Here is a 20,067-nt window from a genome sequence, read left to right as displayed (position 1 = left end):
TCCATTTAGGCTGTTTTTCGACGATTTCCACCCGGCAGACAATTGTTATTTTTGCCGCCTCTCAATACACTAGCTCCCGGTCATCCCATATCCAATAACAAGGCGTGCTGCGGCCCTGGCGGCGGCGCGTTCCAATAACATCCGGAAGGAAACTCATGGCAGGTTCTTATTTTCCACAATGGCGCGTGCGCAGCAGCACCTCGGACGGACAAGGGCAGGTCATCGCAACCGATGAGCGCCTGCCGATGCCGCAGACTGTCGCCATGGGCGTGCAGCACGTGGTGGCGATGTTCGGCTCGACCGTGCTGGCGCCGTTGCTGATGGGTTTCGATCCCAACCTGGCGATTCTGATGTCGGGCGTCGGGACCTTGCTGTTCTTCCTGCTGGTGGGCGGCCGCGTGCCGAGCTATCTGGGTTCCAGCTTCGCCTTCATCGGCCTGGTGATCGCCGTCACCGGCTATGGCGGACACGGCCCGAACGCCAACCTCGGCGTCGCGCTGGGCGGCATCGTTGCCTGCGGCGTGGTGTACACGCTGATCGGCTTTCTGGTCAGCGCCATCGGCACACGCTGGATCGAGAGCCTGATGCCGCCGGTGGTCACCGGTTCGGTGGTTGCGGTGATCGGCCTGAATCTGGCGCCGATCGCGGTCAAGGGCGTGACCGGCAACAACTTCGACGCATGGATGGCGTTGGGGACGGTGCTGTGCGTCGGCCTGGTTGCGGTGTTCACGCGCGGCATGGTGCAGCGTCTGCTGATCCTGATCGGCCTGCTGCTGGCGTATGTGATTTACGCTATCCTGACCAACGGCGCCGGCCTGGGCAAACCGATCGATTTCAGCAGCGTCGCCAATGCGGCGTGGTTCGGCATCCCGACGTTTGCATCGCCGGTGTTCAAGATGGACGTGATGGCCTTGCTGGCGCCGATCGCGGTCATCCTGGTGGCGGAGAATCTCGGCCACATCAAGGCGGTCAGCGCCATGACCGGCCAGAACCTCGACAAGTACATGGGACGCGCCTTCATCGGCGACGGCCTGGCGACGATTCTGTCGGGCAGCGTCGGCGGTACGGGCGTGACGACTTATGCAGAAAACATCGGCGTCATGGCGGTCACCAAGATCTACTCGACGCTGGTGTTCGTGGTGGCGGCGGTGATTGCCGTCGTGCTGGGCTTCTCGCCCAAATTCGGCGCGGTGATCCTGACCATTCCGGGCGCGGTGCTGGGCGGCGTGTCGATTGTGGTGTTCGGTCTGATCACCGTGTCCGGCGCGCGCATCTGGGTGGAAAACAAGGTCGACTTTTCCAACAACACCAACCTGATCGTGGCGGCGGTCACGCTGGTGCTGGGTGCGGGCGACTTCACGCTGAAGCTGGGCGGTTTTGCACTGGGCGGCATCGGTACCGCCACCTTCGGCGCGATCATCCTCTATGCCTTGTTGAGAAAACGCGGCTGATTACACTGCCCGAAAAGACCGGCGAGCAACTGACCGAAAGACGCGGCCCGACGGTCGCGTTTTTTGTTATCGTTACCGCATCGCGCAACCAGGCGAGTCATCAGGGTTTCATCTGGTTGCTTTACAGTGTGGTTTTAAATTGATTTAAACGCTGAAACTTGCCAAATTTCCATTGAGCAATTTTTGCGGACTTACTATACTCACGTGTTGCAGTCGCATTGCATCGGATCAGGCCCGGGAAGGGGACTGCGATGCATGGCAGCAGTCAGTATTTGCAGCGATTGCAGCAACGCCGGCCGTCATCACTCAAAAAACAGGAATACGCCGTATGAATACCGCTCTCAAACACTCCCTGGCGCTGCTGTGCCTTGCTGCACCTTTGTTGTCGGGCTGCGACGCTGTCGCCGGTAAAAAGGATTACGCCTATTTTCGCCAGCACATCGACGAAGCCAAATCGGTTGCCGACCAGTGCCAGTTGAACGGCACTTCCGGTATGGAAAAGGCCAAAATCGCGCAATGCGACGCCGCGCGCGATGCCTACGCCAACCGCAATTACAGCTATTGAGTCTCAACTGCAGGCTATCCGGCAGGCGGCCTGACGGCCCTTGCCGGTTTGCCGCGGTCTTGTCACAAAATTGTCAAAGTCGGTCGGTAGAATCCGGCGTTTTCCTGTGGAGTACGCCGCGCCATGCATAATCCCCCAGAAACGCCCCAGGCTTTGCACCTGCTCTACGAGCCTGCCGGGTTTATCTGCGCATTTCGTTTCGACGACGGACGCGCCACGCCGCTGAAGTGGCACGAAATCCTGGCCAAAAAAATCGCCGCTCCTGCGTTCAGCTGGCTGCACGTCAAGACCGCCGACGTCAAGGTGCGCCACTGGATGGAAACCAGCGACGACATCCCCGAGCACATCGCGGAATTCCTGCTCAGCAGCGACACCCACCCTTGTCTGCACACCACCGCCAACGGCGCCTACGGCACGCTGGCCGATCTGAAGATGGAAATCGGCGACACCGGCACCGAAAAGGGCGCGCTGCATTTTTTCCTCGACGGCAATCGCCTGCTGACGCTGCGCACGCAGCCGCTGTGCTCCACCAACATGCTGCGCCAGAAGGTGCTCGACGGCGCGCTGTTCGACAATCCGATGGAACTGTTTGCCGAGCTGTTGCGTTGTCTGGCCGACGGCTTTGATGCGCGCGTGGCCTCGCTCAACGACAAGGTGGACGACATCGAAGAATCTGTGCTGTCGGACCGGCGTCCGGAAGACCGCGCCGAGCTCAGCGCGATCCGCCGCCAGCTGGCGGAATTGCGCCGCCACATCACGCCGGAGCGGCGCCTGCTGAATCAACTCAATCGCCTGCGCCCGGTCTGGGTGCCTACTGCCGCGCTGGAAGAGTTGAACCACGCGCTCGATGAACTCAATGAATTGCACCTCACCTTGGAAGCGCTGTACGAACGCGCCAAACTGCTGCAGGAAGAAATCGCCTCGCAGATGTCCGAGCAGATGAATCGCAACCTGATGGCGCTGTCGATTCTGACCGCCTTGCTGATGCCAGCGACGCTGGTGTCGGGGATTTTCGGGATGAACGTGGCCGGCTTGCCGGGCCTGCATGATGAAGCCTCGTTCACCATGGTGATGTGGGTGATGCTTGGACTGGGGGTTGCGACCGTTGCCTTGCTGAAGTGGCTGAAGATCTGGTGATTCTCGTCTGGTTCGCAAAATAAAAACGCCCGGTGGTTTGCCGGGCGTTTTTTATTGCGGCTTGCTATCGCGGAGTGCCGAAGCGGATCAGTAAGTACCGATGTAATCGCCCTTGCCGATTTCCACGCCGTTGTGGCGGAAGATGTCGTAAGCAGTGGTCACGTGGAAGAAGAAGTGTTGCACGCCGTAATGCAGCAGGTAGGCTTCGCCGGTGAAGCGCTTCTCTTTCGGTGTGCCTGGGCGCAGGACGATCTCGCGGCCTTCGGCGCCTTCGAACTGTTCCGGCTTGAGGCCGTCGATGAAGGCAATGGTCTTGTCCAGGCGCGCTTGCAGATCGGCGAAGCTGGCTTCGTTGTCTTCATACGGCGGCACTTCGACATTGGCCAGACGCGCAGGCACGCCCTTGGCGAAGTCGGCGGCGATCTGCACCTGGCGGGTCAGGTTCAGCATGTCAGGGAACAGGCGGGCCTTGAGGAAAACGTCGGCGTCGATGCTCTTTGCAGTGGCGTGCGCTTCGGCTTTTTTGAGGATGTCTTTGAGCGCGTTCAGTGCTTGCTTGAAAACAGGGACGGACGCAGCGTAGTAAGAGATGGTCATGATTTTCCTTTGGTGTATTTGCTGAATACCGGGTAAGCGCATGATGCGCTTACGCAGGTGATGCAGTCGTGCTTTGAATTATGAATATTTCTGGAATTCGCTTTTTTGAAATTCGATTTCCAGCGGACGAAACTTGGAGTACAGCCACAGGCCGCAGGCGAACAGGGTACCGAGGAAGCCGGTGAAGATCAGCGCCAGCATGATGCCGACGAACGGCGAGGCGATCAGTCCCATCAGGCCGGTGAGGTGCTGGCCGTTCCAGACGATGGTCTCGGCGCCGAAGAAGGCGAACAAGCCCATCAGGACGGAGATCGGCACCATCGAAAACCCCGAGGCAATCGCCAGGATCTTGTAGACCGTGCCGAAGGAGAAACGCTTGATTTCCATTGTTTCAAACATCATTGACCCGCATAAAAATGCCGGCGCTGTATCAGTGCCGGCGTAAGAGTTGTTGTTGGACTTGTTACTTTGCGACCCAGCTGTCTTTCAGTGTTACTGCACGATTGAATACCGGTTTGCCGGCCACCGAATCAACCCGGTCGGCGACGAAGTAGCCATGGCGCTCGAACTGGTAGATCGCGCCGGCTTCGGCGGTCTTCAGTGTCGGCTCCAGGTAGGCGGTGATCACTTCCTTCGAGTTCGGATTCAGGGCCAGCTTGAAATCCTTGCCGCCGGCGTCAGGATGGGCGTCGGTGAACAGGCGGTCGTACAGGCGCACTTCGGCTTCCAGCGCGTGGTCGGCGCTGACCCAGTGCAGGTTGCCCTTGACCTTGTAGTTGGCGCTGCCCGGCGTGCCGCTCTTGCTGTCTTCGAAGTAGTTGCAATGCACGGCGACGATGTTGCCGTCGGCATCCTTGTCGCAGCCGGTGCACTCGACCACATAGCCGTAACGCAGGCGCACCTTGTTGCCCGGGAACAGGCGGAAGTAGCCTTTGGTCGGCACTTCCATGAAGTCTTCCTTCTCGATCCACAGGTTCCTGGTGATCGGGAACAGGCGGTGCTCGCTGTCATGCAGCGGATGCGCCGGCGGATAGACCGGTGCGCTGCATTCGACGCTTTGGCCTTCCGGGAAATTGTCGATGATCAGCTTCAGCGGACGCAGCACGGCAACGGCGCGCGGCGCCTTCGGGTCGAGGTCGTCGCGCAGCGCGCCTTCGAGGATGCTGTAGTCGATCCAGCTGTTGTTCTTGGAGGCGCCGGTGCGGTCGCACATCAGGCGGATCGCTTCCGGCGTGTAGCCGCGGCGGCGCAGGCCGACGATAGTGGGCATGCGCGGATCGTCCCAGCCGCTGACGATCTTTTCGTCGACCAGTTGTTTCAGCTTGCGCTTGCTGGTGATGATGTAGGTCAGGTTCAGGCGCGCGAATTCGTACTGATGCGGCAGCGGCTTCTTGAAGAAGCCTTCTTCGGCCAGGCGTTCCAGCACCCAGTCGTAGAACGGGCGCTGGTCTTCGAACTCCAGCGTACAGATCGAGTGGCTGATGCTTTCCAGCGCGTCTTCGATCGGATGCGCATAGCTGTACATCGGATACACGCACCACTTGTCGCCGGTGTTGTGGTGGGTGGCGTGGCGGATGCGGTAGATGGCCGGATCGCGCAGGTTCATGTTGGGGCTGGCCATGTCGATCTTGGCGCGCAGGATCAGCGTGCCGTCGGCGTGTTTGCCGTCGCGCATTTCTTCGAACAGGCGCAGCGATTCGTCGGCAGCGCGGTTGCGCCATGGCGAATCGGTGCCGGGTTCGGTCAGCGTGCCGCGGGTTTCGCGCATCTGCTCGGCGTTTTGTTCATCGACGTAGGCCAGGCCCTTGCGGATCAGCGCCTGCGCGCCGGCGTACATGACGTCGAAATAATTGCTGGCGTAATACAGGTGCGGCTGGCCGCTGTGGTCCCAGTCGAAGCCCAGCCATTTGACCGAGTCGATGATGGTGTCGACGTATTCCTGGTCTTCCTTCTCCGGATTGGTGTCGTCGAAGCGCAGGTGGCAGCGGCCGTTGTAGTCGCGCGCCAGGCCGAAGTTCAGGCAGATCGACTTGGCATGGCCGATGTGCAGATAACCGTTGGGTTCGGGCGGAAAGCGGGTCACTACCTGCGGCAGGGCCTGGCCCTGCTTGTCGCTGCGATCGGCATAGGCGCCGGAAGCCAGGTCGGCTTCGATGATGCCGCGCAGGAAATTGGTGGATGGTGCTGGCGTGTGACCGTTTTTCAGTTCGTTGCTCATGGATGCTTTGAGGGAGACATATATTTATATAGACAGACATTTTACCGCAGCGCGCCGACATTGACGGGTTTCCCGGCGGCCGGGGACGCAGGCGTCGGGGCAATCAGCCCAAATCGGGGCAGAAATAATTGATTACACCTGATACGGATGGGAATTACCTGGTTTTTCACTTTGGGGGCAAGCTGTGCTTCATCGTCAAGTTTCCCAAGTCCTAGGAGGACATCATGAAAAAACTGATTAAACTCGCCATCGCCGGCGTGCTGGTAGCCACCACCCTGTCTGCCTGCATCGTCGTGCCGGTTGGTCCGCCGCATGGCGGATACTATCGTCACGATCCTTATTACGGTCGTTAATCGCAAGGTTGCGGCGCCGGCAGGGACAATGCCCGGCAATGCGGCAGCTTAATCACAGCAGGGAGTCAATAATGAAAATGAGCATCAAAAATACACTGGTGGCCTTGGCCATGACCACATCGGCGTTTGCCGCGGTCGCGGCGCATGCCGACGAACCCGGCCGCCATCCTTTCTACGCGCACGCCAAGGCTGATCTGGATCAGGCCCGCTGGCTGATCGATCATCGTCCCGGCGACAACTGGCAAATGGGGCGCAGCGAGCAGGTCGCCCTGAGAGAGATCGATCTGGCCGCGCGCGATGTGACGCAACTGGGCTTGGATGTCGGCAAGGACATGTTCCGCCCCGAACGCGCCGACGTGCATCCTGACCGCCGCGGCCGCCTGCACGATGCGATGGCGACGCTGGAAAAGGCGCATCAGGATCTGGCGCATGAAGAAGACGACCCGCGCGTGCGCGGCTTGCAGCGCGATGCCTTGCGCCATGTCGACATCGCCTTGCACGCAACCAGGAATGCGATCCGCGACGCCGGTTACTAAACTGCCAGCAAACATGTGCAGCGCCCGCCGTGAGTCGACCGGCGGGTTTTCTTTTTTTGTTCAGCTGCCGCACGTCCTGCCGTAACGCCGCTTCATCCGCCTGTCATGCGTTTTGTCGCATTCCGCTTGGCCTCGCAAGAGCTGCTGAAGATACTGGCCTCTTGTTTTCGTCCACGAGGATAGTCATGTCACTCAGCCTGCTCAAGACCTTGCACCTGCTCGGCGTTGTTCTCTTTCTCGGCAATATCATCGTCACCGCCTTCTGGAAAATCATGGCGGATCGCACGCGCGATCTGGCCGTGATTCGCTTTGCCGTGCGTGCAACCAATTGGGCCGACGTCGTTTTCACTCTCGGCGGCATCGTGTTGCTGGCCGCTGCCGGACACGCCATGGCCGCGCTGGAAGGCGGCCTGATGCAAGCCGGCTGGCTGCACTGGGCCTACGTTCTGTTCATTGCGACGGGGGTGTTGTGGATGGGCATTCTGATTCCGGTGCAGAGGGCGCAGGCGCGCCTGCTGTATCCCTTGCCGCGCGAGGCGCAGATTCCGGCGCGCTATTGGCGCTTGTCGGCGATCTGGGCGGTGGCCGGCTCGCTGGCGACCTTGTTGCCGCTGGCGATTCTTTATCTGATGACGGTCAAACCGGTGTGATGTCGACGCTTACATTTGCCTGAACAGATGGGCGAACAGGCGGCTGACGGTGAGCGTTTCCGGACGCGTGCGCAGCCGCAGCGACCATTTTCCGGCTTCGTCACGCTGGGCCGACTGCACCTGCGCAATACGGACGACGGTGCCGCGATGGATCTGCCAGAACTGATCCGGATCGAGCTGCGGAATCAGTTCCTTGAGGCTGGTGCGGATCAGGGATTCGCTGTCGGCCGTGACGACGTTGACATACTTGTCGGTGGCTTCAAAATAAATCACTTCTTCAATCGGAATCAGCTTGATCTGGTTGCCGACGGCGGCGCGTATCGTGCGCAGTCGTTCCTGTGCTGCGGGCGCGAGGGTGGGGGCGAGGTTGGCTGAAATACCGCGCAACTGCTGCAGCACGCGTTCCATGTTGCTGTCGGGATTGCCGCTCCTGCTGTTTTGCGCCAGCCGGGCCTGCAGGCGTTCCACGGTTTTTGCCAGCCGCTCGTCGTTGGCGGGTTTGAGCACGTAGTCGATGGCGGCCTGTTCGAACGCCTGTACAGCGTAATCGTCATAAGCCGTCACGAACACCAGCAGCGGAAACGGGCGCTGATCCGGCCATTCGTCAGCCAGCTCACGCGCGGCTTCCAGTCCGCTGTTTCCCGGCATCTTGATATCGAAGAAGAGGATATCCGGCAGCGTTGCCAGCGCCTGCTCGACTGCTTCGATGCCGTTGGCGGCGACGCCGACGATCGCCAGTTCCGGCCACAGCCGCTGCAGGCCGGCTGACAAGGCGGCAGCCAGCAGGGCTTCGTCTTCGGCAATCAGGGCGCGGGCGGCAAGTGTGGCGGTCATGCGCGGCGTCTTCCTCTATCGTGTCGGGTTGGGATCAAGCGCCGCCAGCGGAATCGTAATCTGCGCCACGGTGCCTTCGGGGATATTGTGCGTCAGGGTCAGCTCGGCCAGCGGGCCGTACAGCGCATCGAGGCGGGCGCGGATGTTTTCCAGGCCCAGGTGTATGCTTTCCGGCTTGTTGTAGCTGGTGGTGGTGCTGAGCCCCATGCCGGTGTCGAACACGCTCACGATCAGCATGCCGTCGTGGATGGTGACGCGCACGGTGCAGTCGCCACCTTCCACCTTGGGTTCGAGGCCGTGGCGAATCGCGTTCTCGACCAGCGGCTGCAGCAGCATCGGCGCAATCGGCGTGGACCGGAGCTGATCCGGCAGCTGCAGGCTGTAGGTCAGGCGCAAGCCCATGCGCAGCGACATCAGGCCGAGGTAGGCCTTGGTCAGTTCGAACTCCTGTCCGAGCGAAGTCTGGGTGCTGCGCGAGGTCGACAGGGTGGCGCGCAGGTAGTGGATCAGCTGATCCAGCATTTGCTGGGCGCGGATGGGTTCGGTGGAAATGAGGGTTTGCAGCGTCGCCAGTGTGTTGAACAGCATGTGCGGCTCGATCTGAGCCTGCAGCATTTGCAACTGGGCCTGGACGGCCTGTTTTTCGATGACGACGTTGCGGGCTTCCAGCGCGGCCATTTTTTCGCGATTCCAATAAAACAGCGTCGCGCCGACGCAGACCAGCAAGATCAGCACGATGATGCCGATGGTGTTGTTGGCCTGGCTCAGCGTGAATAATTCGATCGGGCGTCCGATCAGTGCGCTGGCGATCACGTTGCCGATGAAAAACGACAAGGGCGCAAAGATCAGCAGTATGAGGAAGAAGCCGGGTTTGTTCGGCTCATCCTTGCCCCATAACAAAATGCGGCCGCAGTCGATCAGCAGCATGGCGGTGGTGCCGATGCACATCGAGAACACCAGGTTCTCGACAAAGCCGGCGCCGATGCGCATGAGATAGGTGACCACCACCGCGCACAGCAGGTTGATGACCATGGTCGGCACCAGGCCGCGTAGCAGTTCCGGTGCGATGAGAGGTAAGCGTGAAGCGACGGTTGTTGCGTTTGTGGTCATTGCCGGTGATTTTTCAATTCCTGTTCGATCATGCCTTGCTTCCATGCCGGAGGCAGCTGCATGAATACTTTCAAGCCGTGAAATAGTAACCCGATTCCCCAACCCAGTAACGGCCCGGCCGCCCAGAACGGCTTGTGCGTCTGCAGCAGATTCAGGGCGATCAGGCCGGCGTTGACCAGCAGATAGATGCCCAGATGGGCGAAGAAACCGAGTTTGCGCTCGACGCGGCGGGTGGCGCTGATCAGGTCGGCGTCGGACGATAATGGGGATGCAGGCATGATGATTTCCTCGTTGCGGGTGTAGCGACATGATGCCGCTGCCGATGTCGACGACGACAGCAGTTTGCGACGAAGCGTCGAAATTGGCGGACGAAGTGCTGTCAAGCTGCGCGCCTCGGCATAGAATGGCGGCACTCAATTTTTTGCATGGAGAAAAACATGTGGCCTTATCCCAAAGTTGCAGCACACCGCGGCGGCGGAACGCTCGCGCCGGAAAACACGCTGGCGGCGTTTCGCTGCGGTATGGAATACGGTTTCAGGGCGGTCGAATTCGACGTCATGCTGACCGGCGACGAGCAAGCCATCCTGATGCACGACCCGGTGTTCGGCCGTACCTTGCCCGGCGAAGGCAAGATCGCGGAACACACGCTGCAGGAGTTGCAGAAGCTCGATGCCGGCAGCTGGCACAGCCCGAAATACGCCGGCGAGCCGGTTTGCACGCTGGCGCAGGTGCTGGCGTTTTGCCGCAGCAACGGCATCTGGATGAACATCGAAATCAAGCCGGCCGGCGAAGCCCAGGCGGTGCGTACCGGCGAAGTGGCGGGAGAGGCGGTCGCGCGCTTTTTTGCCGATGAAATCGCGGCGCATGTGCCGGGCCGGAACGATCGCAGCTTGCCGCTGTTTTCCTCGTTCTCCTTCGATGCGCTGATGGCCGCCAGGCGGACTGCGCCGGGTATCCCGCGCGGCTTCCTGGTCGACAAGATTCCCGCCGACTGGGAACAACGCTTGCAGGCGCTGGACGCGGTGGCGCTGCATACCAGCCACAAGAATTTGACGCCGGAACTGGCGCAGGCGGTGAAACAGGCTGGATATGGTTTATTCTGCTACACCGTCAACGACCCGGCGCGCGCGGAAGAAATTCTGGGCTGGGGCGTGGATGGATTCTGCACGGATCGCATCGACCTGATCGGTCCGGCATGAAAAGAAGCGCGACACACCGAAATAAGCAAAAAGACGAAACATAGAGGGAAGCAGTAATCATGAAAATCAAGAGCATGCTCAGCATGCTGGCGGCTGTGGCCGCCATCACCATTGCCATTACCGGCAACGCCAGCGCTCAGCAGGGAAACACCCAGCATAAATATACCGACGACGCCATCGTCCGCGATCTGAAAGCCGGCAAGCTGACCGTGCGCGAAGCCCAAATCCTGCAGGAGCGTAACGACCGTGCCGCGGCAAAGACCGTGCCGGCAGCCGCTGCGTCTGCCAATGCACCAAAATCGACCGCAAAGAAGGCGCATGCCGCCAAGCCGGGAAAAGCTGCAAAGGGCGCCAAAAAGCCGGGCAAGGCGCCCGTCAGGCATCTGACCGCTCCGCACGCCAAACACGGCAAGGCTGATCAGCACGCCGCAAAAAGCAAGGCCAAAACCCAGTCGCATCATGCGACGACGGGCGAACCGGCTAAACCTGCCAAGCCGGCAAAGAAGAAGGGCAAGTCCGAGAAAGACAAGACTGCCACCAAGAAGCCGGAGCCAGTCCGCAAAACTGCAGTGAAATACATCAGGTAATTCCTGAATAGACGTCGCCTGTGCCGCGCTTAAAATGTGTCAACGCGAATCGAAAGCACAGCGTTAAACACGCACAGGTGGTCGTATGTCAGAACGGATTCGCCGAAATGACGTGGCGAATTCTGGATAACAAATCGTCAGCGCACTTGTAAGAACCAACTTAAGAGGAAAAAGATGAAACTGAATAAATTACTGGCAGCAGTCCTGGTCGCAGCTTTCGCAATGCCTGTTCTGGCTCAGAACGCTCCTGCAGCAGCTCCGGGGGCTCCGGCAGCAACCGCACCCGCTCCGGCCGCAAAGCCGGCGCATGCCAAGCACAAGAAACACGCCAAGAAGCACAAAAAGCACAAGAAACACGCCAAGAAGAACAAGAACAGCAAGCTGTATCAAGGCGCCTGATTTACCGGAGGGGGTTTTAGCCACGCAAGCCATGATGGGACAAGGTCGGAAGGCAATGAGGCCGGTCTGATTCAGGTTGCAGGTTGACATCACCATTAACCCGTTTGGAGCAATCCGAACGGGTTTTTTTGCGTCCGTATTTGCGTTTACACATGGAGACATGCCGCAGGCGCGCTGCAGACCATGATTGTGATAGGGCTTATCACGTATAATCACGGGTTCGCAAGCGCTTTTCCTGCAACATCTTTTTTGCACCGTTTTCTTTACAGTCCTCGAACATGAACTCAGCCGAAATCCGCGACAAGTTTTTGAAATTCTTTGAATCCAAGGGACATACCGTCGTCCGATCGTCCAGCCTGGTGCCGGGCAACGACCCGACCTTGTTATTTACCAATTCCGGCATGGTGCAGTTCAAGGACGTGTTCCTCGGCACCGACAAGCGCAACTACGTGCGCGCCACCTCCGTGCAGCGCTGCCTGCGCGCCGGCGGCAAGCACAACGACCTGGAAAACGTCGGCTACACCGCGCGTCACCACACTTTCTTCGAAATGCTGGGCAACTGGTCCTTCGGCGACTATTTCAAGCACGACTCGCTGGTCTGGGCCTGGGAGCTGTTGACCAAGGTCTACGGCCTGCCGGCTGAAAAGCTGTGGGCGACCGTCTATGAAACCGACGACGAAGCCTACGATATCTGGCACAAGGTCATCGGCCTGCCGAAAGAGCGCATCGTGCGCATCGGCGACAACAAGGGCGCGCCTTACGCCTCCGACAACTTCTGGCAGATGGCCGACACCGGCCCGTGCGGCCCTTGCTCGGAAATCTTCTACGACCACGGTCCCGACGTCTGGGGCGGTCCTCCGGGCAGCCCTGAGCAGGACGGCGACCGCTACATCGAAATCTGGAACAACGTGTTCATGCAGTTCGACCGCCAGATCGACCCGAAAACCGGTGAGTACACACTGACGCCGCTGCCGGCGCCTTGCGTCGATACCGGCATGGGCCTGGAGCGCCTGGCTGCGATCCTGCAGCACGTGCACAGCAACTACGAGATCGACCTGTTCCAGCGCCTGATCAAGGCCGCTGCACGCGAAACCAATGTCGCCGATCTGGAAAACAATTCCCTGAAGGTCATCGCCGATCACATCCGCGCGACGTCCTTCCTGATCGTCGACGGCGTGATCCCCGGCAATGAAGGCCGCGGCTATGTGCTGCGCCGTATCATCCGCCGCGCGCTGCGCCACGGCCACAAGCTGGGCCAGACCCAGCCGTTCTTCTACAAGCTGGTCAAGGACCTGGTCGCCGAAATGGGCGCCGCCTATCCGGAACTGCCGGAAGCCGCGTCGCGTGTCGAGCAAGTCCTGAAACAGGAAGAAGAACGTTTCGGCGAAACGCTGGAACACGGTATGAAGATCCTCGAAGCGGCGCTGGCAAAGAACGCCACCAAGCTCGACGGCGAAACTGCCTTTACGCTGTACGACACCTACGGCTTCCCGCTGGACCTGACCGCCGACATTTGCCGCGAGCGCAATGTCGAGCTGGACGAAGCCGGTTTCACCACCGCCATGGAACGCCAGAAATCGACGGCACGTGCCGCCGGCAAGTTCAAGATGGCTGCCGGTATCGAATACAGCGGCGACAAGACCAGGTTCGTCGGTTACGACGCGCTGGCGCAGCAATCCAAGGTGGTTGCCCTGTACGTCGACGGCAGCGCCGTCACCAAGATCGAGTCCGGGCAGGACGCCATCGTCGTGCTCGACACGACGCCGTTCTATGCTGAATCCGGCGGCCAGGCGGGTGACGCCGGCGCACTGGAATCGTCGGGCGCGCTGTTTGCCGTCGCCGACACGCAAAAAATCCAGCCGGAAGTATTCGGCCATCACGGCAACCTGATCAAGGGCTCGCTGTCGGTGGGCGACGCCGTGGAAGCCAAGGTTGATGCCGAGCAACGCGCGCAAACCATGCGCAACCACTCGGCGACTCACCTGATGCACAAAGCATTGCGTGAAGTGCTGGGCAGCCACGTGGCGCAAAAGGGTTCGCTGGTTGACGCCGACAAGACGCGTTTCGACTTCAGCCACAATGCACCGGTGACTGCGGAAGAGATTCGCCGCGTCGAAGAAATCGTCAATCGCGAAATCCTCGCCAACGCTGCGACGGAAGCAAAACTGATGGGCTTTGACGACGCCGTCGGGGCAGGTGCGATGGCTTTGTTCGGTGAGAAGTACGGCGACGAAGTGCGCGTGCTGTCTATCGGTTCTTCGCGTGAACTGTGCGGCGGTACGCACGTGTCGCGCACCGGCGATATCGGCCTGTTCAAGATCGTGGCCGAAGGCGGCGTTGCCGCGGGCATTCGCCGCGTCGAAGCGGTGACAGGCGAAAACGCGCTGGCGTTGGTGCAATCGCTCAGCAACCGCGTCAACGAGGCTGCCGCGGCATTGAAGGCGCAGCCGGAAGAATTGATTCAGCGCATTGCTCAGGTGCAAGATCACGTCAAGTCGCTGGAAAAGGAATTGTCGGCGTTGAAGTCCAAACTCGCAGCCAATCAAGGCGATGAGTTGCTGACGCAGGCTGTCGACGTCAACGGCATCAAGGTACTGGCCGCCACGCTGGAAGGCGCCGACGTTACCGCGCTGCGCGAAACCATGGACAAGCTGAAAGACAAGCTGAAGACCGCCGCCATCGTGCTGGCTTCGGTCAAGGACGGCAAGGTCAGCCTGATCGCCGGCGTGACCGCCGATGCAACCTCCAAGGTCAAGGCGGGCGAGCTGGTCAACTTTGTCGCGCAGCAAGTCGGCGGCAAGGGCGGCGGACGTCCGGACATGGCGCAAGCCGGCGGCACCGATCCGAGCGGTTTGCCGAAGGCGCTGGAAGGCGTCGCGGCCTGGGTCGGCAGCAAGGCATAAGCGTCGTGAGCGACTTCAAGTTCTGTCCCGTCTGCGCCGCATCGCTGGTGATGCGCGCCGACGAACAAGAGGCGGGCAAGCTGCGGCTTGCCTGCCCCGAAGGCCACTGGACGCATTGGGACAACCCTTTGCCGGTGCTGGCGGGCCTGGTCGAAATCGACGGTAAGATGTTGCTCGCACGCAATGCGGCGTGGGCGGAAGGCCGGTTTGCACTGATTACCGGCTTCATGGAACGGGACGAAACGCCGGAGCAAGGCATCGCGCGAGAAATCAAAGAAGAAACCAATCTCGATGCCAACCAGATTACCCTGATCGGCGTTTACGAGTTCATGCGCAAGAATGAATTGATCATTGCGTATCACGTCAAGGCGACGGGAGAGATCAGGCTGTCTCCGGAATTGCTGGAGTACCGCCTGGTGGCGCCGCCGGACTTGCGGCCCTGGCCGGCAGGAACGGGATACGCGGTGGCGGACTGGATGCGGCGTCACGATTTGCCGGTGCAGTTCGTCGAATTTGCCGGTTCATCGACGCCGCTAGTTTCTCCTGCACAAGCTTAGTGCGCGAAATACAACAGAGTATGTTGCGACGCACCAACAAGGTTCATGTTGGAGTAGAATTCTCGAACGATCACTAGGAATTTTAGATTCACAGTATGGTTATTGAATTTCACAGAGAGCTGGATGCGCGGGGTCTGAATTGCCCGCTGCCGATACTGAAGACCAAGAAGGCTTTGGCCGATATGTCGAGCGGACAGATATTGCGCGTGACAGCCACGGACACCGGTTCGGTGCGCGACTTCCAGGCTTTCGCCAAGCAGACAGGCAACGACTTGCTGTCGCAATCGCAAGAGAATCAGGAATTCATTTTCTTCATGAAGCGTAAATAATTTACGCATTGTCGAGAAAGTGTTCCCGGCTATGCTGCATGTCATGCAGTCGCCGGATCAAGATACAAAAAAACGCCCGCTGATGCGGGCGTTTTTTATTGGTGCAAAGGCGTGTACTTGCGTTTCAGTGAAAGCGGCTGCCGATCTCCGGATGGAAACTCTCGGCACGTGCGATCGGCCAGTACTTTTCGTAGACCTGGTAACGGTAATTGCCGGTGATCAGGTCGCCCGGCTCCAGATATTTCAGCATCTCCGACAGCAGCTGGATTTCGTGATCGTTGATGCGATGGACGATGTGGAAGGCGCGCAGCGCCGAGGTATGGGGCAAGCCGGCGGCCTGCACCAGTTCCTGCAGCGCATGCAGCGTGCTTTGATGGAAGCGATGCACGCGCTCCGCCTTGTCCGGCACCACCAGCGCGCGGGCGCGCGTCGCGTTCTGGGTCGCCACGCCGGTCGGGCAACGGTCGGTGTGGCAGCTTTGCGATTGGATGCAGCCCAGCGCAAACATGAAGCCGCGCGCCGAGTTGCACCAGTCGGCGCCGATGGCCAGTGTACGGGCAACGTCGAAGGCGGTGATGATCTTGCCGCTGGCGCCGATCTTGACGCGATCGCGCATGCCGATGCCGACCAGCGTGTTGTGCACCATCAGCAAACCTTCCTGCAGCGGCATGCCGACGTGGTCGACGAATTCCAGCGGCGCGGCGCCGGTGCCGCCTTCTGAGCCGTCGACGGTGATGAAGTCCGGCACGATGTTGGTTTCCAGCATGGCCTTGGCGATGCCGAAGAATTCCCACGGATGGCCGACGCAGAGCTTGATGCCGGTGGGTTTGCCGCCCGACAGCGTGCGCAGCTTGTCGATGAATTGCAGCAAGCCGATCGGCGTCGAGAACGAGGAATGCACCGCCGGCGAAATGCAATCGATGCCCATCGGGATGCCGCGCGTGGCGGAAATCTCCGGCGTGATCTTGGCCGCCGGCAGCACGCCACCGTGGCCCGGTTTGGCGCCTTGCGACAGCTTCACTTCTATCATCTTCACTTGCGGCGCGTTGGCTTGCGCGGCGAATTTTTCTTCGTCGAAACTGCCGTCCGGATGGCGGCAACCGAAATAGCCCGAGGCGATTTGCCACACCAGATCGCCGCCGAATTCGCGGTGATAAGCGGAGATCGATCCCTCGCCGGTGTCATGCGCAAAATTGCCTTTTTTGGCGCCCTGATTGAGCGCGCGGATGGCGTTGGCCGACAGCGAGCCGAAGCTCATCGCCGAGACGTTGAAGACTGACATCGAATACGGTTGTGCAAGGCCTTCGCCGACAACGACGCGGAAGTCGTGGCTGGCAATCTTGGTCGGCGACAGCGAATGGCCTATCCATTCGTAGCCGGCGAGTTTGACATCCAGCTCGGTGCCGAAAGGGCGGCTGTCGACGTCGGCTTTGGCGCGTTGGTAGACCACGCTGCGTTTCTTGCGCGTGAAGGGCGCGCCGTCGTTCTCGCCTTCAAAAAAGTATTGGCGGATTTCCGGGCGTATCGATTCGAACATGAAACGGAAATGCCCCATCAGCGGATAGTTGCGCAGCACGGCATGGCGGCGCTGGACGATGTCGCGCACGCCGATGACGCTCAACACCAGCGGTACGACGGTCCACCACCAGCTCACCATATGTCCCGACGCGAGAATGCTCAGCGCCAGCGTCAGAAAGACCACAAACCATAAAACCAGATAACGAGTTGCCCACATACCAGCATCCTTTTTGTTGTTTCTCAGGCGGTGTTGGGATTCTACTGCCGCCGTTGCTCGTCTATAGGGCGAAAAGAGTGGTGTTTATTTCAATTCCGGTCGATTCGGTTTTGCACTGTTGCGGTGCGGGACGGCGTCGCACCGGGCGGGTGGAATGAAGATTGCATTGCTGTGCGGATACATTCGCGCACGAGCCTGTCCCACAGCCCCCAAATCGTCGAGTGGCATTGTTATTGCTAGTTGTCAGCAAAAAAGCACGCACCACTACCTAGGCGTCATGTAGTCCGTTTCTCTCCTTCTGCATTTCCTTTTTATTGCCTCCGGGCATTGATTGCGTAAACCCATCTATATGAAGATTGTCGCTTCCTCGATTCCGCCGGACCATGCCGCTGCAATTACCTCCATCGCCAGACCGCCGCGTTTGCTGGAGACGCTGCTGGCGAACCTGGACGGCATGGTCTATCGCTGCCGCGACGATGCAGAATGGACGATGGAATTTGTCAGCGAAGGCTGTCTTGAGCTGACCGGCTATCAACCGCAGGACTTGCTTTTTAATCACCGGATTTCCTACGACCGCATCACCCATCCCGAAGATCGCGACACGGTGCGGCAGACCATACAAGCTTGCCTGCTCGCCAGGAAGCGTTTTGAAATGGAATACCGCATCGTTCGCGCCGACGGCGAGGTGCGCTGGGTGTGGGAACGCGGCGTCGGGATCTACAACGCGGCCGGCGCGCTCGATGCGCTCGAAGGCTATGTGCAGGACGTAACGGCGCGCAAGGAGGCCGACCAGGCTTTGCTGGAGGCGGAGCGACGCTATCGCAGCATCTTCGAAAACGCCATCGAAGGCGTTTTCCAGTCCACGCCGGACGGCGGCTATATCGCGGTGAATCCCGCGCTGGCGCGCATCTATGGCTACAAGTCGCCGGAAGACCTTATCGTCAGCCTGCGCGACATCAAGCATCAACTGTATGTCGAGCCGGAGCGCCGCACCGAATTCATGAAGATGATGGAGCAGTTCGATTCGGTGTCGAATTTTGAATCGCGCGTATATCGCCGCGATGGCGAAATCATCTGGATTTCGGAGAACGCCCGCGCCGTGCATGATGACGCCGGCACGCTGATGTTTTATGAAGGCACGGTCGAAGCCATCACCGAGCGCAAATTGTATGAGGCGGAAATCCGCCACCAGGCCACGCACGATGCGCTGACCGGCTTGCCCAACCGCACGATGCTGCACAATCACCTGCAGCGCGCGGTGCAGAATTCCCGGCAGAAAGGTTCGCTGACGGCGGTGGTGTTCGTCGACCTCGACCAGTTCAAGTTCATCAACGACAGCCTGGGACATCAGGTCGGCGACGAGTTGCTCAAGACCGTGGCGCAGCGCTTGGTGTCCTGCGTGCGTGAAACCGACATGGTGGCGCGGCAGGGCGGCGACGAGTTCGTGCTGGTGCTGCAGAACCAGCCGGACGAAAGCAATATCACCGAAGTCCTGCAGCGTATCCTGACCGCCGTGGCGCGGCCATGGGTGGTCGGCGATCGCGAGTTCCACGTGACCTGCAGCATCGGCGTGAGCCGCTGCCCGACCGACGGCCGCGACGTTGAAACCTTGCTCAAGAACGCCGATTCGGCCATGTACAAGGCCAAGGAGTTGGGACGCAACAACTTCCAGTATTTTGCCGGCTGGATGGATGCGCAGGTCAGCAACCGGCTGGAGATGCTGGTCAGTCTGCGGCGCGCGCTGGATCGCGACGAATTCAAACTGTATTACCAGCCCAAGATCAGCCTGGCCAGCGGGCGCATCATCGGCGCCGAGGCGCTGATCCGCTGGATTACGCCGGACCAGGGCCTGGTGCCGCCGGACAGTTTCATTCCCTTCGCGGAAGAGGCCGGCCTGATCGTGCCTATCGGCGAATGGGTGTTGCGCACGGCCTGCGCGCAAAACAAGCTGTGGCAAGACGCTGGATTCGCGCCGATTCCGGTGGCGGTCAATCTGTCGCCGCGGCAACTCGATCAGAACCTGCCCGAATTCGTGCGCCAGGTCTTGGTGGAAAGCGGTCTCGCGGCAGCGTGGCTGGAGTTGGAGATCACCGAAAACGTTGTCATGCGCGACGCCGAAAAAACCGTCGCCACCCTGAATGCGCTCAAGCGGCTGGGCTTGCAGGTGTCGGTGGACGACTTCGGCACCGGTTATTCCAGTCTGAGCTATCTGCGCCGTTTCCCGGTGGATGCGCTGAAAATCGACAAGTCCTTTGTGCGCGATATTGCACGCGATACGGACAGCGCCGCGATCGTCAAGGCCGTGATTTCGCTCGGCCATATCCTCAATCTGCGCGTCATCGCCGAGGGCGTCGAAGATCAGGAGCAATACAACTTCCTGCTGGAAAACGGCTGCGATGAGGTGCAGGGTTATCTGCTTGGCAAGCCCATGCCGGTGGAAGATTTTACGCGCCGCCTGGAGCTGGAAAAGAAGTTCACGCCGTGATGCGGCGGGCTGCCGGCGGCGGAATGCCCGCTGGTGTATCCGGCAGGCGACAGCGTGTAAATAATGTATGACACCCGCAACGAAGCGACATCGGCCCGGGGCTTTGTGCTAAACTCCGCGCAGTATATTTTGCATTTTGCTTCCGGCCACCCGAAAACTCAGCTCGGCGCCGCTGGCAAGGTCAAAAGTTGAAATGGTGCGAGAATCTGGGAACTCAAGATTCTGTGTTCGCAACCAAGCCTTATTTTCCCGCTCATCTTCAACCTCCTATAAACGAGCGCCGGGAAGCAGCACCAACAGCATCAAAGCAGTATTTCAGGTTCAAGAGCCTGACAGCACCGTTGGCGCTGCGATGAAACTCAACCCGTGCAGCCAGGCTTCGCTTCGTTTTGGTCGAGCCCCTAAACTTTTGTTAAACAGTC

At 59.8% G+C, this 20,067-nt stretch carries 20 protein-coding genes; 13 read left to right on the top strand and 7 right to left on the bottom strand.

The features are described 5' to 3' along the window. The first annotated feature begins 155 nt into the window (after window positions 1–155). The 3 genes from AKL25_RS12065 (at window position 156) to AKL25_RS12055 (ending at window position 3,153) form a co-directional block, all read left to right on the top strand. A complete protein-coding gene (locus tag AKL25_RS12065) occupies window positions 156–1,451 on the top strand; it encodes a solute carrier family 23 protein (RefSeq protein ID WP_050477912.1) in 1,296 nt (431 codons plus the stop codon). A 328-nt stretch (window positions 1,452–1,779) separates the two neighbouring features. Then, window positions 1,780–2,016, top strand: coding sequence for an EexN family lipoprotein (locus AKL25_RS12060; RefSeq protein ID WP_050477911.1), 237 nt, complete (start codon window positions 1,780–1,782; stop codon window positions 2,014–2,016). 123 nt (window positions 2,017–2,139) lie between these two features. Further along, window positions 2,140–3,153 (top strand): transporter, encoded by a 1,014-nt coding sequence (locus AKL25_RS12055; protein WP_050477910.1) that lies wholly within the window; start codon window positions 2,140–2,142, stop codon window positions 3,151–3,153. Between the two features lie 87 nt (window positions 3,154–3,240). Here AKL25_RS12055 and AKL25_RS12050 read toward each other — a convergent pair whose 3' ends face one another. The 3 genes from AKL25_RS12050 to AKL25_RS12040 all read right to left on the bottom strand — a co-directional run bounded on the left by AKL25_RS12050 (window position 3,241) and on the right by AKL25_RS12040 (window position 5,968). Then, on the bottom strand, window positions 3,241–3,750 hold the full coding sequence (locus AKL25_RS12050) for a DUF1993 domain-containing protein (protein ID WP_050477909.1): 510 nt from the start codon (window positions 3,748–3,750) through the stop codon (window positions 3,241–3,243). Window positions 3,751–3,828: 78 nt separating this feature from the next. Continuing rightward, on the bottom strand, window positions 3,829–4,152 hold the full coding sequence (locus AKL25_RS12045; RefSeq protein WP_050477908.1) for a hypothetical protein: 324 nt from the start codon (window positions 4,150–4,152) through the stop codon (window positions 3,829–3,831). A gap of 61 nt (window positions 4,153–4,213) precedes the next feature. Beyond that, window positions 4,214–5,968 (bottom strand): glutamine--tRNA ligase/YqeY domain fusion protein, encoded by a 1,755-nt coding sequence (locus tag AKL25_RS12040; protein WP_050477907.1) that lies wholly within the window; start codon window positions 5,966–5,968, stop codon window positions 4,214–4,216. Window positions 5,969–6,192: 224 nt separating this feature from the next. Between AKL25_RS12040 and AKL25_RS24760 the strand changes: the two genes are divergently transcribed. From AKL25_RS24760 to AKL25_RS12030, 3 genes are all read left to right on the top strand, one after another. Further along, the gene (locus AKL25_RS24760; RefSeq protein ID WP_007876107.1) at window positions 6,193–6,321 is read left to right on the top strand and encodes a hypothetical protein; all 129 of its coding nucleotides are present in this window, start codon (window positions 6,193–6,195) and stop codon (window positions 6,319–6,321) included. A gap of 77 nt (window positions 6,322–6,398) precedes the next feature. Further along, window positions 6,399–6,857, top strand: a complete 459-nt coding sequence (locus AKL25_RS12035) for a hypothetical protein (RefSeq protein WP_157050609.1) — start codon at window positions 6,399–6,401, stop codon at window positions 6,855–6,857. 185 nt (window positions 6,858–7,042) lie between these two features. Then, window positions 7,043–7,507 carry a DUF2269 family protein gene (locus AKL25_RS12030; RefSeq protein ID WP_050477905.1) on the top strand — a complete coding sequence of 155 codons (465 nt, stop codon included), beginning with the start codon at window positions 7,043–7,045 and terminating at the stop codon, window positions 7,505–7,507. A 9-nt stretch (window positions 7,508–7,516) separates the two neighbouring features. Here AKL25_RS12030 and AKL25_RS12025 read toward each other — a convergent pair whose 3' ends face one another. From AKL25_RS12025 to AKL25_RS12015, 3 genes are read right to left on the bottom strand one after another with little or no spacing between them, the layout of a single operon-like run. Further along, window positions 7,517–8,341: a LytR/AlgR family response regulator transcription factor gene (locus AKL25_RS12025; RefSeq protein WP_050477904.1), complete on the bottom strand. Its 825-nt coding sequence runs from the start codon at window positions 8,339–8,341 to the stop codon at window positions 7,517–7,519. 15 nt (window positions 8,342–8,356) lie between these two features. Beyond that, window positions 8,357–9,451, bottom strand: a complete 1,095-nt coding sequence (locus tag AKL25_RS12020; RefSeq protein WP_050477903.1) for a sensor histidine kinase — start codon at window positions 9,449–9,451, stop codon at window positions 8,357–8,359. Then, a complete protein-coding gene (locus tag AKL25_RS12015; RefSeq protein ID WP_050477902.1) occupies window positions 9,448–9,729 on the bottom strand; it encodes a 2TM domain-containing protein in 282 nt (93 codons plus the stop codon). The genes AKL25_RS12020 and AKL25_RS12015 overlap by 4 nt, the downstream gene beginning before the upstream one ends. Window positions 9,730–9,888: 159 nt before the next feature. Here AKL25_RS12015 and ugpQ point away from each other — a divergent pair, with 159 nt between their 5' ends. The 6 genes from ugpQ (at window position 9,889) to AKL25_RS11985 (ending at window position 15,425) form a co-directional block, all read left to right on the top strand. Continuing rightward, a complete protein-coding gene (gene ugpQ, locus AKL25_RS12010; RefSeq protein ID WP_050477901.1) occupies window positions 9,889–10,650 on the top strand; it encodes a glycerophosphodiester phosphodiesterase in 762 nt (253 codons plus the stop codon). A gap of 59 nt (window positions 10,651–10,709) precedes the next feature. Then, the gene (locus AKL25_RS12005) at window positions 10,710–11,237 is read left to right on the top strand and encodes a hypothetical protein (protein ID WP_050477900.1); all 528 of its coding nucleotides are present in this window, start codon (window positions 10,710–10,712) and stop codon (window positions 11,235–11,237) included. A gap of 174 nt (window positions 11,238–11,411) precedes the next feature. Further along, complete coding sequence (locus tag AKL25_RS12000; RefSeq protein WP_050477899.1) at window positions 11,412–11,636, top strand: hypothetical protein; 225 nt, start codon at window positions 11,412–11,414, stop codon at window positions 11,634–11,636. A gap of 278 nt (window positions 11,637–11,914) precedes the next feature. Next, complete coding sequence (gene alaS, locus AKL25_RS11995) at window positions 11,915–14,539, top strand: alanine--tRNA ligase (protein WP_050477898.1); 2,625 nt, start codon at window positions 11,915–11,917, stop codon at window positions 14,537–14,539. A gap of 5 nt (window positions 14,540–14,544) precedes the next feature. Then, entirely contained in the window at window positions 14,545–15,096 is a 552-nt protein-coding gene (locus AKL25_RS11990; protein WP_050477897.1) for an NUDIX domain-containing protein, read from the top strand. Between the two features lie 95 nt (window positions 15,097–15,191). Next, window positions 15,192–15,425 (top strand): sulfurtransferase TusA family protein, encoded by a 234-nt coding sequence (locus tag AKL25_RS11985; RefSeq protein WP_050477896.1) that lies wholly within the window; start codon window positions 15,192–15,194, stop codon window positions 15,423–15,425. A 124-nt stretch (window positions 15,426–15,549) separates the two neighbouring features. Here the strand turns inward: AKL25_RS11985 and AKL25_RS11980 are convergent, their stop codons facing one another. Beyond that, window positions 15,550–17,160 (bottom strand): FMN-binding glutamate synthase family protein, encoded by a 1,611-nt coding sequence (locus AKL25_RS11980; protein ID WP_050477895.1) that lies wholly within the window; start codon window positions 17,158–17,160, stop codon window positions 15,550–15,552. Between the two features lie 349 nt (window positions 17,161–17,509). Between AKL25_RS11980 and AKL25_RS11975 the strand changes: the two genes are divergently transcribed. Then, on the top strand, window positions 17,510–19,645 hold the full coding sequence (locus tag AKL25_RS11975) for a putative bifunctional diguanylate cyclase/phosphodiesterase (RefSeq protein ID WP_050477894.1): 2,136 nt from the start codon (window positions 17,510–17,512) through the stop codon (window positions 19,643–19,645). Window positions 19,646–20,067: the final 422 nt, after the last annotated feature.

It is taken from the genome of Herbaspirillum rhizosphaerae (genome assembly GCF_001189965.1).
GTDB lineage: Bacteria > Pseudomonadota > Gammaproteobacteria > Burkholderiales > Burkholderiaceae_D > Herbaspirillum > Herbaspirillum rhizosphaerae.
This window is presented reverse-complemented; position numbering and strand designations above follow the sequence as displayed.

Excerpts from the sequence above, each read along its gene's own strand:
- AKL25_RS12015 (WP_050477902.1), bottom strand. The coding sequence starts at position 9,729 with ATGCCTGCATCCCCATTATCGTCCGACGCCGACCTGATCAGCGCCACC.
- AKL25_RS11975 (WP_050477894.1), top strand. The coding sequence starts at position 17,510 with ATGAAGATTGTCGCTTCCTCGATTCCGCCGGACCATGCCGCTGCAATT.
- AKL25_RS12025 (WP_050477904.1), bottom strand. The coding sequence starts at position 8,341 with ATGACCGCCACACTTGCCGCCCGCGCCCTGATTGCCGAAGACGAAGCC.
- AKL25_RS12005 (WP_050477900.1), top strand. The coding sequence starts at position 10,710 with ATGAAAATCAAGAGCATGCTCAGCATGCTGGCGGCTGTGGCCGCCATC.
- AKL25_RS12040 (WP_050477907.1), bottom strand. The coding sequence starts at position 5,968 with ATGAGCAACGAACTGAAAAACGGTCACACGCCAGCACCATCCACCAAT.
- AKL25_RS12035 (WP_157050609.1), top strand. The coding sequence starts at position 6,399 with ATGAGCATCAAAAATACACTGGTGGCCTTGGCCATGACCACATCGGCG.
- ugpQ (WP_050477901.1), top strand. The coding sequence starts at position 9,889 with ATGTGGCCTTATCCCAAAGTTGCAGCACACCGCGGCGGCGGAACGCTC.
- AKL25_RS12045 (WP_050477908.1), bottom strand. The coding sequence starts at position 4,152 with ATGATGTTTGAAACAATGGAAATCAAGCGTTTCTCCTTCGGCACGGTC.
- AKL25_RS12065 (WP_050477912.1), top strand. The coding sequence starts at position 156 with ATGGCAGGTTCTTATTTTCCACAATGGCGCGTGCGCAGCAGCACCTCG.
- AKL25_RS12030 (WP_050477905.1), top strand. The coding sequence starts at position 7,043 with ATGTCACTCAGCCTGCTCAAGACCTTGCACCTGCTCGGCGTTGTTCTC.
- AKL25_RS24760 (WP_007876107.1), top strand. The coding sequence starts at position 6,193 with ATGAAAAAACTGATTAAACTCGCCATCGCCGGCGTGCTGGTAGCCACC.
- AKL25_RS11985 (WP_050477896.1), top strand. The coding sequence starts at position 15,192 with ATGGTTATTGAATTTCACAGAGAGCTGGATGCGCGGGGTCTGAATTGC.
- AKL25_RS12055 (WP_050477910.1), top strand. The coding sequence starts at position 2,140 with ATGCATAATCCCCCAGAAACGCCCCAGGCTTTGCACCTGCTCTACGAG.
- AKL25_RS12060 (WP_050477911.1), top strand. The coding sequence starts at position 1,780 with ATGAATACCGCTCTCAAACACTCCCTGGCGCTGCTGTGCCTTGCTGCA.
- AKL25_RS11980 (WP_050477895.1), bottom strand. The coding sequence starts at position 17,160 with ATGTGGGCAACTCGTTATCTGGTTTTATGGTTTGTGGTCTTTCTGACG.
- AKL25_RS12020 (WP_050477903.1), bottom strand. The coding sequence starts at position 9,451 with ATGACCACAAACGCAACAACCGTCGCTTCACGCTTACCTCTCATCGCA.
- alaS (WP_050477898.1), top strand. The coding sequence starts at position 11,915 with ATGAACTCAGCCGAAATCCGCGACAAGTTTTTGAAATTCTTTGAATCC.
- AKL25_RS12050 (WP_050477909.1), bottom strand. The coding sequence starts at position 3,750 with ATGACCATCTCTTACTACGCTGCGTCCGTCCCTGTTTTCAAGCAAGCA.
- AKL25_RS12000 (WP_050477899.1), top strand. The coding sequence starts at position 11,412 with ATGAAACTGAATAAATTACTGGCAGCAGTCCTGGTCGCAGCTTTCGCA.